General features: G+C 36.6%; 14 protein-coding genes. 11 read left to right on the forward strand and 3 right to left on the reverse strand.

Annotation, left to right across the window (positions count from 1 at the left end; genetic code table 11):
- The first annotated feature begins 65 nt into the window (after positions 1-65).
- The 8 genes from ccpN to COL05_RS01125 all read left to right on the forward strand — a co-directional run bounded on the left by ccpN (position 66) and on the right by COL05_RS01125 (position 8,110).
- Positions 66-698, forward strand: a complete 633-nt coding sequence (gene ccpN, locus COL05_RS01090; RefSeq protein ID WP_000583759.1) for a transcriptional regulator CcpN — start codon at positions 66-68, stop codon at positions 696-698.
- Positions 699-727: 29 nt separating this feature from the next.
- Positions 728-1,540: a pyruvate, water dikinase regulatory protein gene (locus tag COL05_RS01095; protein ID WP_000368943.1), complete on the forward strand. Its 813-nt coding sequence runs from the start codon at positions 728-730 to the stop codon at positions 1,538-1,540.
- Between the two features lie 382 nt (positions 1,541-1,922).
- Positions 1,923-2,063 carry a hypothetical protein gene (locus COL05_RS31145; RefSeq protein WP_218937595.1) on the forward strand — a complete coding sequence of 47 codons (141 nt, stop codon included), beginning with the start codon at positions 1,923-1,925 and terminating at the stop codon, positions 2,061-2,063.
- Between the two features lie 330 nt (positions 2,064-2,393).
- Positions 2,394-4,190, forward strand: coding sequence for a DNA primase (dnaG, locus tag COL05_RS01105; protein WP_046940925.1), 1,797 nt, complete (start codon positions 2,394-2,396; stop codon positions 4,188-4,190).
- Positions 4,191-4,249: 59 nt separating this feature from the next.
- Positions 4,250-5,377, forward strand: a complete 1,128-nt coding sequence (rpoD, locus tag COL05_RS01110) for an RNA polymerase sigma factor RpoD (RefSeq protein ID WP_000764060.1) — start codon at positions 4,250-4,252, stop codon at positions 5,375-5,377.
- 385 nt (positions 5,378-5,762) lie between these two features.
- A complete protein-coding gene (gene cccA, locus COL05_RS01115) occupies positions 5,763-6,119 on the forward strand; it encodes a cytochrome c550 (RefSeq protein WP_000828141.1) in 357 nt (118 codons plus the stop codon).
- Between the two features lie 165 nt (positions 6,120-6,284).
- Entirely contained in the window at positions 6,285-6,992 is a 708-nt protein-coding gene (locus tag COL05_RS01120) for a tRNA (adenine(22)-N(1))-methyltransferase (protein ID WP_098667275.1), read from the forward strand.
- Positions 6,989-8,110, forward strand: a complete 1,122-nt coding sequence (locus COL05_RS01125; RefSeq protein ID WP_098667276.1) for a Nif3-like dinuclear metal center hexameric protein — start codon at positions 6,989-6,991, stop codon at positions 8,108-8,110. The genes COL05_RS01120 and COL05_RS01125 overlap by 4 nt, the downstream gene beginning before the upstream one ends.
- 40 nt (positions 8,111-8,150) lie before the next feature.
- Here COL05_RS01125 and COL05_RS01130 read toward each other — a convergent pair whose 3' ends face one another.
- On the reverse strand, positions 8,151-9,101 hold the full coding sequence (locus COL05_RS01130) for a 4-hydroxy-3-methylbut-2-enyl diphosphate reductase (RefSeq protein ID WP_000706669.1): 951 nt from the start codon (positions 9,099-9,101) through the stop codon (positions 8,151-8,153).
- An 89-nt stretch (positions 9,102-9,190) separates the two neighbouring features.
- Positions 9,191-9,964 (reverse strand): VrrA/YqfQ family protein, encoded by a 774-nt coding sequence (gene vrrA, locus COL05_RS01135; RefSeq protein WP_098667277.1) that lies wholly within the window; start codon positions 9,962-9,964, stop codon positions 9,191-9,193.
- 180 nt (positions 9,965-10,144) lie between these two features.
- Between vrrA and COL05_RS01140 the strand changes: the two genes are divergently transcribed.
- Together COL05_RS01140 and COL05_RS01145 are read left to right on the forward strand one after the other, a co-directional pair.
- Positions 10,145-11,455: a DEAD/DEAH box helicase gene (locus COL05_RS01140; protein WP_098667278.1), complete on the forward strand. Its 1,311-nt coding sequence runs from the start codon at positions 10,145-10,147 to the stop codon at positions 11,453-11,455.
- A gap of 135 nt (positions 11,456-11,590) precedes the next feature.
- Positions 11,591-12,487, forward strand: a complete 897-nt coding sequence (locus COL05_RS01145; protein ID WP_098667279.1) for a deoxyribonuclease IV — start codon at positions 11,591-11,593, stop codon at positions 12,485-12,487.
- Positions 12,488-12,513: 26 nt separating this feature from the next.
- Here COL05_RS01145 and COL05_RS01150 read toward each other — a convergent pair whose 3' ends face one another.
- Positions 12,514-12,768, reverse strand: a complete 255-nt coding sequence (locus COL05_RS01150) for a DUF2624 domain-containing protein (protein WP_001048963.1) — start codon at positions 12,766-12,768, stop codon at positions 12,514-12,516.
- Positions 12,769-12,918: 150 nt separating this feature from the next.
- Between COL05_RS01150 and COL05_RS01155 the strand changes: the two genes are divergently transcribed.
- A complete protein-coding gene (locus COL05_RS01155; RefSeq protein ID WP_000435958.1) occupies positions 12,919-13,797 on the forward strand; it encodes a YitT family protein in 879 nt (292 codons plus the stop codon).
- Positions 13,798-13,955: the final 158 nt, after the last annotated feature.

The raw sequence follows: 13,955 nt of genomic DNA on the forward strand, positions 1-13,955 counted from the left end.
AATAGCATATTTAGTATATAATATTTAAGAGATAGTATAACTTTTTTCGTTGTGCATTAAAGGTGGTGATTATCATAGAGCTGAATAAACGACAAGAACATATCATTCAGATTGTAAAAGATCACGGTCCTATTACAGGGGAGTCAATTGCTGCGCAATTGGGATTAACACGTGCCACGCTAAGACCGGACTTAGCAATTTTAACGATGGCTGGTTATTTAGAAGCACGTCCACGCGTAGGTTATTTTTATACGGGTAAAACTGGGGGACAGCTATTATCTGAAGCTGTTAAGAAAATTAAAGTACAAGATTATCAATCTAGACCAGTTGTAATTGATAAAAATGTATCAGTATACGATGCGATTTGTACTATGTTTTTAGAGGATGTAGGTACATTATTCGTTGTAGATCAATCGACTCTATTAGTTGGCGTTGTATCTCGTAAAGATTTATTACGAGCTAGCTTAGGAAAGCAGGATTTAACCTCTCTTCCGGTTAATATTATCATGACAAGGATGCCAAACATTGCAATGTGTCGTAGAGAAGATTCTTTATATGATATTGCGATGGAATTAATAGAAAGACAGATTGATGCGATGCCAGTTGTAAAAGATACGAAACAAGGTTTAGAAGTGGTTGGACGAATTACAAAAACAAATATTACACGTGCGTTTGTAAACTTAGTAAATAACGAATAAGTGTAATTTGTTTAAAGTGAGGTAATGTAATGGATAATAAAATCGTATATGTCGTATCTGACTCTGTAGGAGAAACGGCTGATTTGGTTGTTCGAGCAGCAATGGGTCAATTCCCATTTGCTCCTGATATTAGACGTGTACCATATGTAGAAGATACAGGGACGTTAAAAGAAGTGATTTCGATTGCTAAGAGCAATCAAGCGCTTATTTGTTTTACGTTAGTAAAACCTGACATGCGCCAGTATTTAGTGACAGAGGCTGCAAAAGAAGGTGTAGAGGCATATGATATTATCGGGCCTCTGATCGATCAAATTGAAGAAATTACAGGGCAAGTGCCAAGATATGAGCCAGGTGTTGTTCGTAGATTAGATGAAGAATACTTTAAAAAGATTGAAGCGATTGAGTTTGCGGTAAAATATGATGATGGTAGAGATGCACGTGGTATTTTGAAAGCAGATATCGTGCTGATTGGGATTTCGCGCACATCAAAAACGCCACTTTCTCAATATTTAGCTCATAACAAACGTTTGAAAGTTGCCAATGTACCACTCGTACCAGAAGTAGATCCGCCTGAAGAATTATATCAAGTGGCTAAAGAAAAATGCTTCGGTTTGAAAATTACACCAGAAAAGTTGAATCATATTCGAAAAGAGCGATTGAAATCACTTGGACTAAGTGACGGTGCAACATATGCCAATATTAATCGTATTAAAGAAGAAATTGATCACTTTGAGAATGTAGTTAGTAAAATAAATTGTCAAGTAATTGATGTATCGAACAAAGCGATTGAAGAAACAGCTAACATTATTGTGAATGCAGTGCAAAACCAAAAAATGTTTTAGCACATTTACCAAAGGTGAATGTGCTTTTTTCGCTCGTGAGAAAAGCGGTGCCTGCTGATTTCGTAATAGATGATAGCGGAGTGGTTATACTTATATTCTTCCCTCTTTTTATTATGTTACAGGCAGGGTTTCATTATCCTAAAATAGAAGATGAAAAAATAAAGGGATATGTAGCGTAGTTGAAGAAAATATATTATAATAAAAAATTGTGATAAAAACCTATATTTTACGTTTAGACTTTAATTTTTCAGAATAAACTAGGGATAGGATTTACGAAAAGACATGTAATTACGTTAAATCGACAAAATCTATACAAGAAAACGCACATTATGGAAGGATTCGCAGAAGGGATGTAGAATACAGAAATATGCAAAACATCAATATGGTATTAGTTGATGCAAATGCACATACTGTGAATGCTGAAAATTGTGCAAGTTGGGACGAAATTTCATGTCGAAATTTTGTTTGTCACATCGTATGCTCATCGTTTAAGGAAGCGGCAAGGGAATTTGGATCTATGTAGATGCTGAAAAAGTGCAAGATGACATTTATAAATGTATCAACTTGTAAAAGGAACAGATCTCGTGATCACATAGGATAAGGCGCTTGCTAGTCTTCTTGTGAAAAAGTGCATATGTATTGTCTCAAAGAAGATGCATTTGTAACAGATGAGTAAATGGATACAATTTTATATAGTAGGTACGTATCTGCGAAGTTACGCAGAAAAGGTCTGCAAAATCGCTTGATAACGTGATCGACAATACTTTCTAATAAGTTTAGAAAAAATATTGTCGAATTATAAAGGAATTTTTTAATTTATATCGAATACAAAATACGACACGGAGATGGAGTTATGGGGAACAGAATTCCCGAAGAAGTTGTTGAACAGATTCGGACGTCATCCGATATTGTCGAAGTGATTGGTGAATACGTTCAACTTAGAAAACAGGGGCGTAACTATTTCGGCCTTTGTCCGTTTCATGGTGAGAATTCTCCTTCATTTTCTGTTTCATCTGATAAGCAAATTTTTCATTGCTTTGGATGTGGAGAAGGTGGAAATATATTTTCCTTTCTAATGAAAATGGAAGGACTGGCTTTTACCGAGGCTGTTCAAAAGCTAGGTGAAAGAAATGGAATTGCGGTTGCAGAGTATACATCAGGGCAAGGACAACAAGAAGACATATCTGATGACACTGTCATCATGCAACAGGCTCATGAACTTTTGAAAAAGTATTATCACCATTTATTAGTAAATACAGAAGAAGGAAATGAAGCACTTTCGTATTTGTTAAAACGTGGTATTACAAAAGAGATGATTGAGAAGTTTGAAATTGGTTATGCATCACCTGCTTGGGATGCAGCGACGAAAATTTTACAAAAAAGAGGTTTATCGCTGTCTAGTATGGAACAAGCTGGTCTTCTCATAAGAAGCGAGAAAGATGGTAGTCATTATGATCGCTTCCGTGGAAGAGTTATGTTTCCAATCTATACGTTACAAGGTAAAGTGATAGCGTTTAGTGGAAGGGCATTAGGAGACGATACTCCGAAATATTTAAATAGCCCAGAAACACCAATTTTTCACAAAAGTAAATTGTTGTATAACTTCCACCAAGCAAGGCCGTTTATTAGAAAACGTGGACAAGTGGTTCTTTTTGAAGGATATGCTGACGTACTAGCTGCGGTGAAAAGTGGTGTGGAAGAAGCTGTTGCGACAATGGGGACAGCTTTAACTGAAGAACAAGCAAAACTTCTGCGACGTAACGTTGAAACTGTTGTTCTTTGCTATGATGGTGATAAAGCAGGGCGAGAAGCAACGATGAAAGCCGGGCAATTATTGTTGCAAGTTGGTTGCCAAGTGAAAGTTACATCCTTGCCAGATAAGCTTGATCCTGATGAATATGTGCAACAATATGGGACAACTGCTTTTGAAAATCTTGTGAAATCAAGTATAAGTTTTGTTGGTTTTAAAATAAATTATTTGCGTTTAGGGAAAAATTTGCAAGATGAGTCTGGCAAAGAAGAGTATGTGAAAAGTGTTTTAAAAGAGTTATCGTTGTTACAAGATGCGATGCAGGCAGAATCATATTTGAAGTCATTATCGCAAGAATTTTCGTATTCAATGGAAACACTTTTGAATCAATTGCACCAATATCGCAAAGAACAAAAGGTACAGCAAAAACAAGTAAAGCAGGTTTCTAAGCCGTCTCAAATTGTTCAAACAAAACCGAAGTTAACAGGTTTTGAAAGGGCAGAAAGAGAAATTATTTACCATATGTTGCAAAGTCCAGAAGTGGCCGTTCGTATGGAATCACACATAGAAGATTTTCATACAGAAGAACATAAAGGGATTTTATATGAACTATACGCATATTATGAAAAGGGAAATGAACCTTCAGTCGGAACATTTTTAAGTTGGCTCTCTGATGAAAAGTTGAAAAATATTATTACTGATATTTCGACGGATGAATTTATTAATCCAGAATACACAGAAGAAGTGTTACAAGGCCATTTGGAGACGCTTAGACGTCATCAAGAAAAACTTGAAAAGATGGAAATCATCTTCAAGATAAAACAAATGGAAAAAACAGATCCTGTAGAGGCTGCTAAATATTATGTAGCATATTTACAAAATCAAAAAGCGAGAAAATAGCTTTTTTGATAAATTTTTAGTATAATGAATGTTTGTATCTCGCGTAAGGAGGGGAACAGATGGCTGACAAACCAGCTCGTTCTAAACAAATTGAAACTGAAATGACCCTTGAGCAAGTGAAAGAACAACTCACTGAGCTCGGAAAAAAACGTGGCGTTCTTACATATGAAGAGATTGCAGAACGCATGAATGGATTTGAAATTGAATCCGATCAAATGGATGAATACTATGAATATTTAGGTGAACAAGGGATTGACTTAGTTGGCGACAATGACAACGACGAAGGCCCTAATAATCGCCAAATAGCAAAATCGGAAGAAGAATTCGACCTCAATGATTTAAGTGTACCACCAGGGGTTAAAATCAACGATCCTGTTCGTATGTATTTAAAAGAAATTGGTCGTGTAGATTTACTATCTGCAGAAGAAGAAATTCGACTTGCAACGCGTATTGAAGAAGGCGATGAAGAAGCGAAACGTCGTCTTGCAGAAGCAAACTTACGTCTTGTAGTAAGTATTGCAAAGCGCTACGTGGGCCGTGGTATGCTTTTCTTAGACTTAATTCAAGAAGGGAATATGGGTCTAATTAAAGCGGTTGAAAAGTTCGACTATCGTAAAGGTTTCAAATTTAGTACGTATGCAACTTGGTGGATTCGCCAAGCAATTACACGTGCGATTGCAGACCAAGCAAGAACAATTCGTATCCCAGTTCATATGGTTGAAACGATTAATAAGTTAATTCGTGTACAACGTCAATTATTACAAGATTTAGGACGCGAACCATCTCCTGAAGAGATTGGTGAAGAAATGGATCTTGCTCCAGAAAAAGTACGCGAAATCTTAAAAATTGCACAGGAGCCAGTTTCTCTTGAAACACCAATTGGTGAAGAAGATGACTCCCATTTAGGTGATTTCATTGAAGACCAAGAAGCAACATCGCCTGCGGACCATGCAGCGTATGAATTGCTAAAAGAACAGTTAGAAGATGTGTTAGATACACTAACAGATCGTGAAGAAAATGTTCTACGTCTTCGTTTTGGTTTAGATGATGGACGAACTCGTACGCTTGAAGAAGTTGGGAAAGTATTCGGCGTAACGAGAGAACGTATCCGTCAAATTGAAGCAAAAGCACTTCGTAAATTAAGACATCCAAGCCGTAGTAAGCGTCTTAAGGATTTCTTAGAATAGGCTACCTTTAAGTTTACTTCACCTTTGTGAAGTAAACTTTTTTATTTTGTTAATTTTTATTAAACTTTAGCTGTCGGCAACGATTACAATTTCTTGTAATTTATTTTACAGAATTGTCTTTTGATTTGCAAATGCTCATTTTTCGATTTTTCGATTAATTTTGTTTATTCTATACAAAAATATATGTAGAAAAGTGAAAAATATGATGAGAAACGTTAATAATTATCGAAATAATAAGCGATATGACAATAAAAAACAATAAACTGAATTTATGGAATATTTTTAACGATTAGTAGTTTACTCTTTTCTGATAGAGCGTTTTCAAGTACAATGGAAATAACTGAATCATCTAACTATTTAGGGGTATAGAGGGGGGAGAAGAGATATGAAACGTAATCCGCTGATTCCGTTCGCTCTTATTGCAGCATTAGGTATTATCGTTATGTTTGTATTTTCATTTCAGGGGCTAAATAAATCTAAAGAGTTAGCTGATGCAAAAAATGGCGGGAAGCCAGCACAAACAGCATCCAAGCCAGAGGATATTGTGAAGCAAAGCTGTACGAGCTGCCACGGTGATCAATTACAAGGGGCAGTAGGACCTAATTTGCAAAAAATTGGTGGGAAACTTTCAAAAGATGAAATTAAAGAAATTCTTTCGAAAGGTAAAGGCAATATGCCTGCCAACATTGTTCCAGCTGATCAAGCTGCTAAAGTAGCTGATTGGTTATCGAAGAAAAAATAAAGTTCCGTATGACAAGCCTTTTGCTTAAGCAAAAGGCTTGTTTTTCTATATTTTCTAAAATACGATAAATGATAGAGAAGTGAATTGTTGTTATGGGCTTGCAACAACTACTATAAATTCATTATCATGGAGACAGACTGACAAGAGAAGGAGTAATGGAAATACATGAATGAAGTAAAGCTTTCAAAACGATTAGAAGAAGTTGTGCGTGAAATACCAGTAGGATCTACAGTTGCTGATATTGGATCAGATCATGCGTATTTACCGTGTTATACAATTATAAATAATATTGCTACAAAAGCAGTTGCAGGAGAGGTTGTAGAGGGGCCGTTTCGCTCTGCACAAGCAACTGTAGCTGAAAGTGGCTTACAAGATAAAGTAGATGTGCGTAAAGGGAATGGATTAGCTGTTATCACGCCAGGAGAAGTAGATGTAATTACGGTTGCCGGAATGGGCGGAGCGTTAATTCGTGACATTTTAGAAAGTGGTAAAGAAAAGTTAGAAGGTGTAACGCGTTTAATTTTACAGCCGAATATTGCAGCACATCACATTCGTGAATGGTTTATTGAGAATGGATGGGAGCTTATCCATGAAAAAATCGTAAAAGAAGATGGGAAAATTTACGAGATTTTAGTAGGAGAGCGAGGAAACATCGCGTCGCCTTATTCTGAAAATAAACAAGCTGAATTGTTTATGGGACCATTTTTAATAAAAGAAAAAAGTGAAGCTTTCGTTGAAAAATGGGAAGGAGAATTGAAAAACTTCCAAAATATTTTAAAGCAGTTAGAACGTGCGACTGATTCTGAAGAAACAAAAGCGAAGCGTGCAGAAGTAGAAGCGAAAATGAAAATGATAGGGGAGGTTTTATCATGAGTAAAATTCCAAATGGCCATGAAATTATTTCTTTATTTGAAAGTATGTATCCAAAGCATTTGGCGATGGAAGGAGATAAGATTGGCCTGCAGATTGGGGCGCTTAATAAACCCGTGCAGCACGTATTAATTGCGTTGGATGTAACGGAAGAAGTGGTAGAGGAAGCAATTCAATTAGGAGCGAATGTCATTATTGCACATCACCCTTTAATTTTTAATCCGTTAAAAGCGATTCATACAGACAAGGCGTATGGAAAAATTATTGAAAAGTGTATTAAAAATGATATTGCAATTTATGCAGCGCATACAAATGTGGATGTTGCTAAGGGCGGGGTAAATGATTTACTTGCTGAGGCGCTAGGATTGCAAAATACAGAAGTTTTGGCACCAACATATGCAGAAGAAATGAAAAAGGTTGTTGTGTTTGTGCCAAAAACGCATGCAGAAGAAGTACGAAAAGCATTAGGAGACGCAGGTGCTGGTCATATCGGCAATTATAGCCACTGTACGTTTAGTAGCGAGGGTACAGGTACGTTTGTACCTCAAGAGGGGACAAATCCTTATATCGGGGAAACTGGACAGTTAGAGCGCGTAGAAGAAGTGCGAATCGAAACGATTATTCCAGCTTCACTACAACGAAAAGTGATTAAAGCAATGGTAACAGCACATCCATATGAAGAAGTAGCCTATGATGTGTATCCACTTGATAACAAAGGTGAAACGTTAGGGCTTGGAAAAATAGGGTATTTACAAGAAGAAATGACACTTGGACAGTTTGCAGAACATGTAAAGCAATCATTAGATGTAAAGGGTGCGCGAGTTGTTGGGAAATTAGATGATAAAGTGCGCAAAGTAGCTGTACTTGGTGGCGATGGTAACAAATACATCAATCAAGCTAAATTTAAAGGTGCGGATGTATATGTAACAGGTGACATGTATTATCATGTTGCCCATGATGCGATGATGCTCGGTTTAAATATAGTTGACCCAGGACATAACGTTGAAAAGGTAATGAAGCAAGGTGTACAAAAGCAATTACAAGAAAAAGCAGATGCAAAGAAACTGAATGTACATATTCATGCTTCGCAATTACATACAGATCCATTTACATTTGTATAAGAAAAATAAAAACCGTTGCTCATGAAGGCAACGGTTTTTATTATTGTTCTTTTTTCACTTTTACACGAGGTAATATTTTTTGTAACGGTACTTTTCGAACTCTTTCCCATGTAGCAGGATTCATTGGGTCATATTGCTCTAAGAAAGCGATAACCTCTTTTGTAATTGGAGTTGGAGTAGAAGCACCTGCTGTAACAGCTACGTTTTCTACACCTTGTAGCCATTCTAATTTGATTTCACTTACGTCTGCAACGCGGTATGCTTTCGTACCAGCGATTTCTTGTGATACTTGTGCTAAACGGTTTGAGTTGTTACTTTTCGGATCACCGACAACAATTGTTAAGTCTGCAACATCAGCTTGCTTAGCAACGGCTTCTTGGCGAACTTGAGTTGCTAAACAAATTTCCTTATGGAATTCTGCTGTTGGGAATTTTTTCTGAATGTCCTCCATTAAATGTTGAACATCCCATTGGCTCATCGTTGTTTGATTTGTAACTAAAATTTTATCCGTTGGAATTTCTAATGTTTTTAAATCATCAGCTCTTTCAATTAGATGAACGATATCAGGTGCAATACCAACTGCGCCTTCTGGTTCTGGATGATTTTTTTTGCCGATATAAATGACATGGTAACCTTCAGCTTTCTTTGCCTCAATAAGGTCATGTGTTTTTGTGACATCTGGGCAAGTGGCATCGATTGTTGTTAAACCTTTTTCTTTTGCACGTTGTTTAACTTCTGGAGAAACACCGTGTGCAGTGAAAATAACAGTACCAGAATCGATTTTATCTAAAATGTCTAATCGACTTGGGCCGTCTAATGTGATGATACCATCTTCTTCGAATGCATCTGTTACATGTTTGTTGTGAACAATCATACCTAAAATATAAATAGGTCTTGGTAATGATGTATCTAATGCGGCGTTACGTGCAATAACCATCGCGTCCACAACACCGTAGCAATAACCACGAGGGGAAATTTTAACAATTTTCATATGAGTAATCCTCTCCTTCTAAACAAGGGATACTTTTGTGCATAGTCTTTTACATTATAAAGGAGGAGTGAATAGAAAACAAAGGATTGTTACACATATAGTTTTGGTTTTGTTGCTATTTTTTGAACGGGCCCCTCTTGCACCTCTTTTTCTATGACCGGCTCAATCATTATTTTTTTTCTTTTTCTTTTTTTCGGAGAAGGAGGTGGAGTTGCTACCTCAACCTTCTCTGTTACGTCTTCAGTTTGATCTTCGGTTTGATCTTCTTCCGTGCTTTTTCCAGAGGTGAGGATTTTAACAATGCTTGGTAGGTTACGCATAATGGGACCGTATTGTTCGACGACAGGGCTTACAGATTGAACGACTTGGGATACTTTTTCGATATTGTTTATCATATTAGTTGGATTCGAAATTAAATTTGAAATAAAGCTACCGATGCCGCTGCTTGATGCGGCTGTAGTTTCTGCACCACCTCGTGTTTCATTTGATTCATACATTTGAAGGGGGAACATTCGCTCTGGATGCTGCTGCATATAAGGTTGATATTGTAGTGAGTATTGTGGTGAGTATTGTGGTGAGTATTGTGGTGAGTATTGCTGTGAGTATTGTTGTTGGTATTGTGGTTGATATTGCTGTCGATATTGGGGCGGCGGTTGCTGGTGCATCATTGGCGGTCCTTCCATTTGTCGATAAGGTGGAACCATTTGCATGTAAGGTTCGGTTGGATCGTGTTTTTTAAAGAGTTTAGCAAGGAATCCTTTCTTTTTTTGTGCCATCGGTGGTAGTTGTGGAATTGGATATGGTGTATAAGGTTGCTGCCCTGGATTCGGATACATTTGCCTTGTAGGGGATTTTGGAAACATGTGACAAATCCTCCTTTCTTCAATTAGGTATATACACATACACTATGCAATAAGAGGCAAGAAGGTTAGTTTTTGAAGTAAAAACCTAAACTAAAGATGGATTTTACTTGTAGATTTCGATATAATGTAGACTTGACTGATTTGTGCGCGCAGTAGAAATTTAGAAAGAAGGTGTAACTTATGACACAACAAACTTTTACACAGTATGATTTTAAACCATTTTTAATAGATGCAGTTCGTGAACTACGCTTTACAGAGCCGACAGGAATTCAACAGAAAATTTTCCCGGTCGTGAAAAAAGGTGTAAGTGTAATTGGACAATCCCAAACAGGTTCTGGGAAAACACATGCATACTTACTTCCTACATTGAACAGAATTAATGCAAGTCGTGAAGAAGTACAACTTGTTATTACAGCGCCTACTCGTGAGTTAGCACAACAAATTTACGAAGAAATCGTGAAATTAACAAAGTTCTGTGCGGAAGATCAAATGATCACAGCACGTTGTTTAATTGGTGGAACTGATAAACAACGATCAATTGAAAAGTTGAAAAAACAACCTCATATTGTAGTTGGAACACCAGGACGTATTAAAGATTTAGTGGAAGAGCAAGCACTATTTGTTCATAAAGCAAATACTATTATTGTCGATGAAGCAGACTTAATGCTTGATATGGGATTCATTCATGATGTAGACAAAATTGCAGCACGCATGCCTAAAAACTTGCAAATGTTAGTTTTCTCTGCAACAATTCCTCAAAAACTAAAGCCGTTTCTGAAGAAATATATGGAGAATCCAGAGCATATTCATATCAATCCAAAACAAGTTGCGGCTGGAAATATTGAGCATTATTTAGTGCCTTCTAAACACCGTAACAAAATCGATTTAGTGAACAAAATGTTGCTACAATTTAAACCGTATTTAGCAGTTGTTTTCACGAATACGAAGAAGATGGCGGATCAGGTTGCTGACGGATTAATGGAACGTGGCTTAAAAGTTGGACGAATTCATGGAGATTTATCACCGCGTGACCGTAAAAAAATGATGAAACAAATTCGTGACCTTGAATTCCAATATATTGTTGCAACTGATTTAGCAGCACGTGGTATTGATATTGAAGGGATTAGTCATGTTATTAACTACGAACTTCCATCAGATTTAGATTTCTTCGTTCACCGCGTTGGAAGAACAGCACGTGCAGGGCATTCAGGTATTGCAGTGACGATTTATGATCCAGCGAACGAAGAAGCGTTAGATAGTTTAGAAAAACAACGTCATATTGAGTTCAAGCATGTAGATTTACGCGGAGATGAGTGGGCGGATTTAGGTGAACGCCGTCGTCGTAAGAGTCGTAAAAAACCAAATGATGAAATGGATGTTATGGCAACAAAAGTTGTTAAAAAGCCGAAAAAGGTAAAACCAAATTATAAACGTAAACTTGCAACAGAACGTGACAAAGTGAAAAGAAAATATAGCAATAAAAAAAGATAAGGGATTTCCCTTATCTTTTTTTATCCCGCTATTTATGGAGATAATAATCAGTGGAGAATGGAAAAAAACAATGCACTACATATTTCTACAAATTATGCTATCATTATATCTATTGTATATTGAAGAGGTGATTGTATGTTAAAGATTGGATCTCATGTTTCTATGAGTGGTAAGAAAATGTTATTAGCAGCAAGTGAAGAGGCTGTTTCATACGGTGCAACAACGTTTATGATTTATACAGGTGCACCGCAAAATACAAGAAGAAAACCAATTGAAGAATTGAACATAGAAGCAGGAAGAAAACATATGGAACTAAACGGTATTGAGGAAATTATTGTACATGCGCCATATATTATTAATGTCGGAAATACGACGAAACCAGAAACATTCCAATTAGGTGTAGACTTCCTTCGCATGGAAATCGAAAGGACATCGGCATTAGGTGTAGCGAAACAAATCGTTCTTCACCCAGGTGCGCACGTTGGTGCAGGAGCGGATGCTGGTATTCAACAAATTATTAAAGGGCTGAATGAAGTATTAACGCCAGACCAGACGGTTAACATCGCGTTAGAAACGATGGCAGGTAAAGGGACAGAATGCGGCCGTAGCTTTGAAGAAATTGCAAAGATAATTGACGGTGTAACATATAATGAAAAACTATCCGTATGCTTTGACACGTGTCATACGCACGATGCAGGATACGATATCGTAAATGACTTTGACGGTGTATTAAATGAGTTTGATAAGACTGTTGGTATTGATCGCTTACAAGTACTTCATATTAATGATAGTAAAAATGTACGCGGCGCAGGAAAGGACCGTCATGAAAATATCGGTTTCGGTCATATTGGTTATAAAGCGTTGCATTATATTGTGCATCATCCGCAATTAATGCACGTACCAAAAATTCTGGAAACGCCATATGTAGGTGAAGATAAAAAGGACAAGAAGCCGCCATATAAATTAGAAATCGAAATGCTGAAAAATGGTACTTTTGATGAAGGACTTCTTGAGAAAATTAAAGCGCAATAAGCAATAAGGAGGGGGAAATCCCCTCCTTATTTTAGTAGTTGCTGAAATAAAGTATTTACTTGTTGAGCAGTAGCGGGCGAGGTTACCTGGGCTATTTGTTTTAAGAGCGCTAGTCGTTCGTCATTATCGTAAATGTTAATATTCTTTCCTTTCATAAGTCCAACAATTTGATCAGCTTGTGCAGTCGTAATTGGAACGTCATATTCTTTACTATATTTCAATAATTCCTTTGTAGAAATATGATTTAACTTTTTATTTACAAGTTGTTTAATGAGGTTCATCGAGTTATCCTCCTTCACACGTTCTTCTATCGAAATATATGAGTACGTAGCTTGTACATATTCGTATAGAGCTTCTTTTTTCATGAGAAAAAGAAGCGTATGTTATAATATAAGGACAAAACTATAGAAAAAGAGTATAAGGGAGGACTTATGGAGCAGAAGCAACATCGAAAAGAAAGTGTTATCCATCTTATTTATCGTTTAGTTATGATTATTTTTGGGGCAGCATGCGCAGCGGTAGCAATTGAACTATTCTTAATGCCAAATAAAATTATTGATGGTGGAATTATTGGTATTTCTCTTATATTAGATTATCTTACTCCTAATATTTGGTGGTTAAGTTTTTCTACTTTAGTCGTTATCCTCAATATCCCATTTATGTATTCGGGTTATAAGCAAATCGGAAAAACATTCATGTTATCTTCGGCATTCGGTATTGTAGCTTTAGCGTTTATTGAATCAACGTTACATGCTGTTCCGCCATTTACAACAGAGCCGATTTTAGCGACAGTGTTTGGTGGTCTTATTTTAGGTCTTGGTGTAGGGCTCGTTATTCGTCACGGTGGATCAATGGACGGAACAGAAATTATGGGTATTTTATTAACGAAGAAATTACCTTTCTCCGTTGGCGAATTTGTAATGTTTGTGAACTTATTTATTTTTGCATGGGCAGCATTTGTATTTGGTGTGGAACAAGCTATGTATTCTGTCATGACGTACTATATCGCATTCAAAACCATTGATACAGTCATTCAAGGTTTAGATGAAACGAAAGCAGTTTTAATTGTATCAGATCAATATGAAGAAGTATCAAATGCGATTTTGCATCGTCTTGGTCGTGGAACTACAAAACTTGTAGCGAAAGGCGGTTACACGGATAAGGAAAAAGAAGTGATTTATGCAGTTGTAACGCGTCTGGAAGTGACAAAGTTAAAATCAATTGTGTATGAAATTGATGCGAATGCGTTTGTTACAATTATGAGTACACAAGAGACAAATGGTGGTAAGTTTAAATCGGCTATTCACTAAAAATATATCGAGTAATAGCTCTAGCCAATTGGAAATGGGATGGACTCATTTAATTAAACTTCCACTTTATAGAGATATTTTTTGAAAGCAGAGAATTTTTCTCTGCTTTTTGTTATAATAATAAGGTTTCTTGAAAAAGTAGATATATTTTAGGCAGA

Origin of the sequence: Bacillus sp. AFS059628 (assembly GCF_002571225.1) — a bacterium.
GTDB lineage: Bacteria > Bacillota > Bacilli > Bacillales > Bacillaceae_G > Bacillus_A.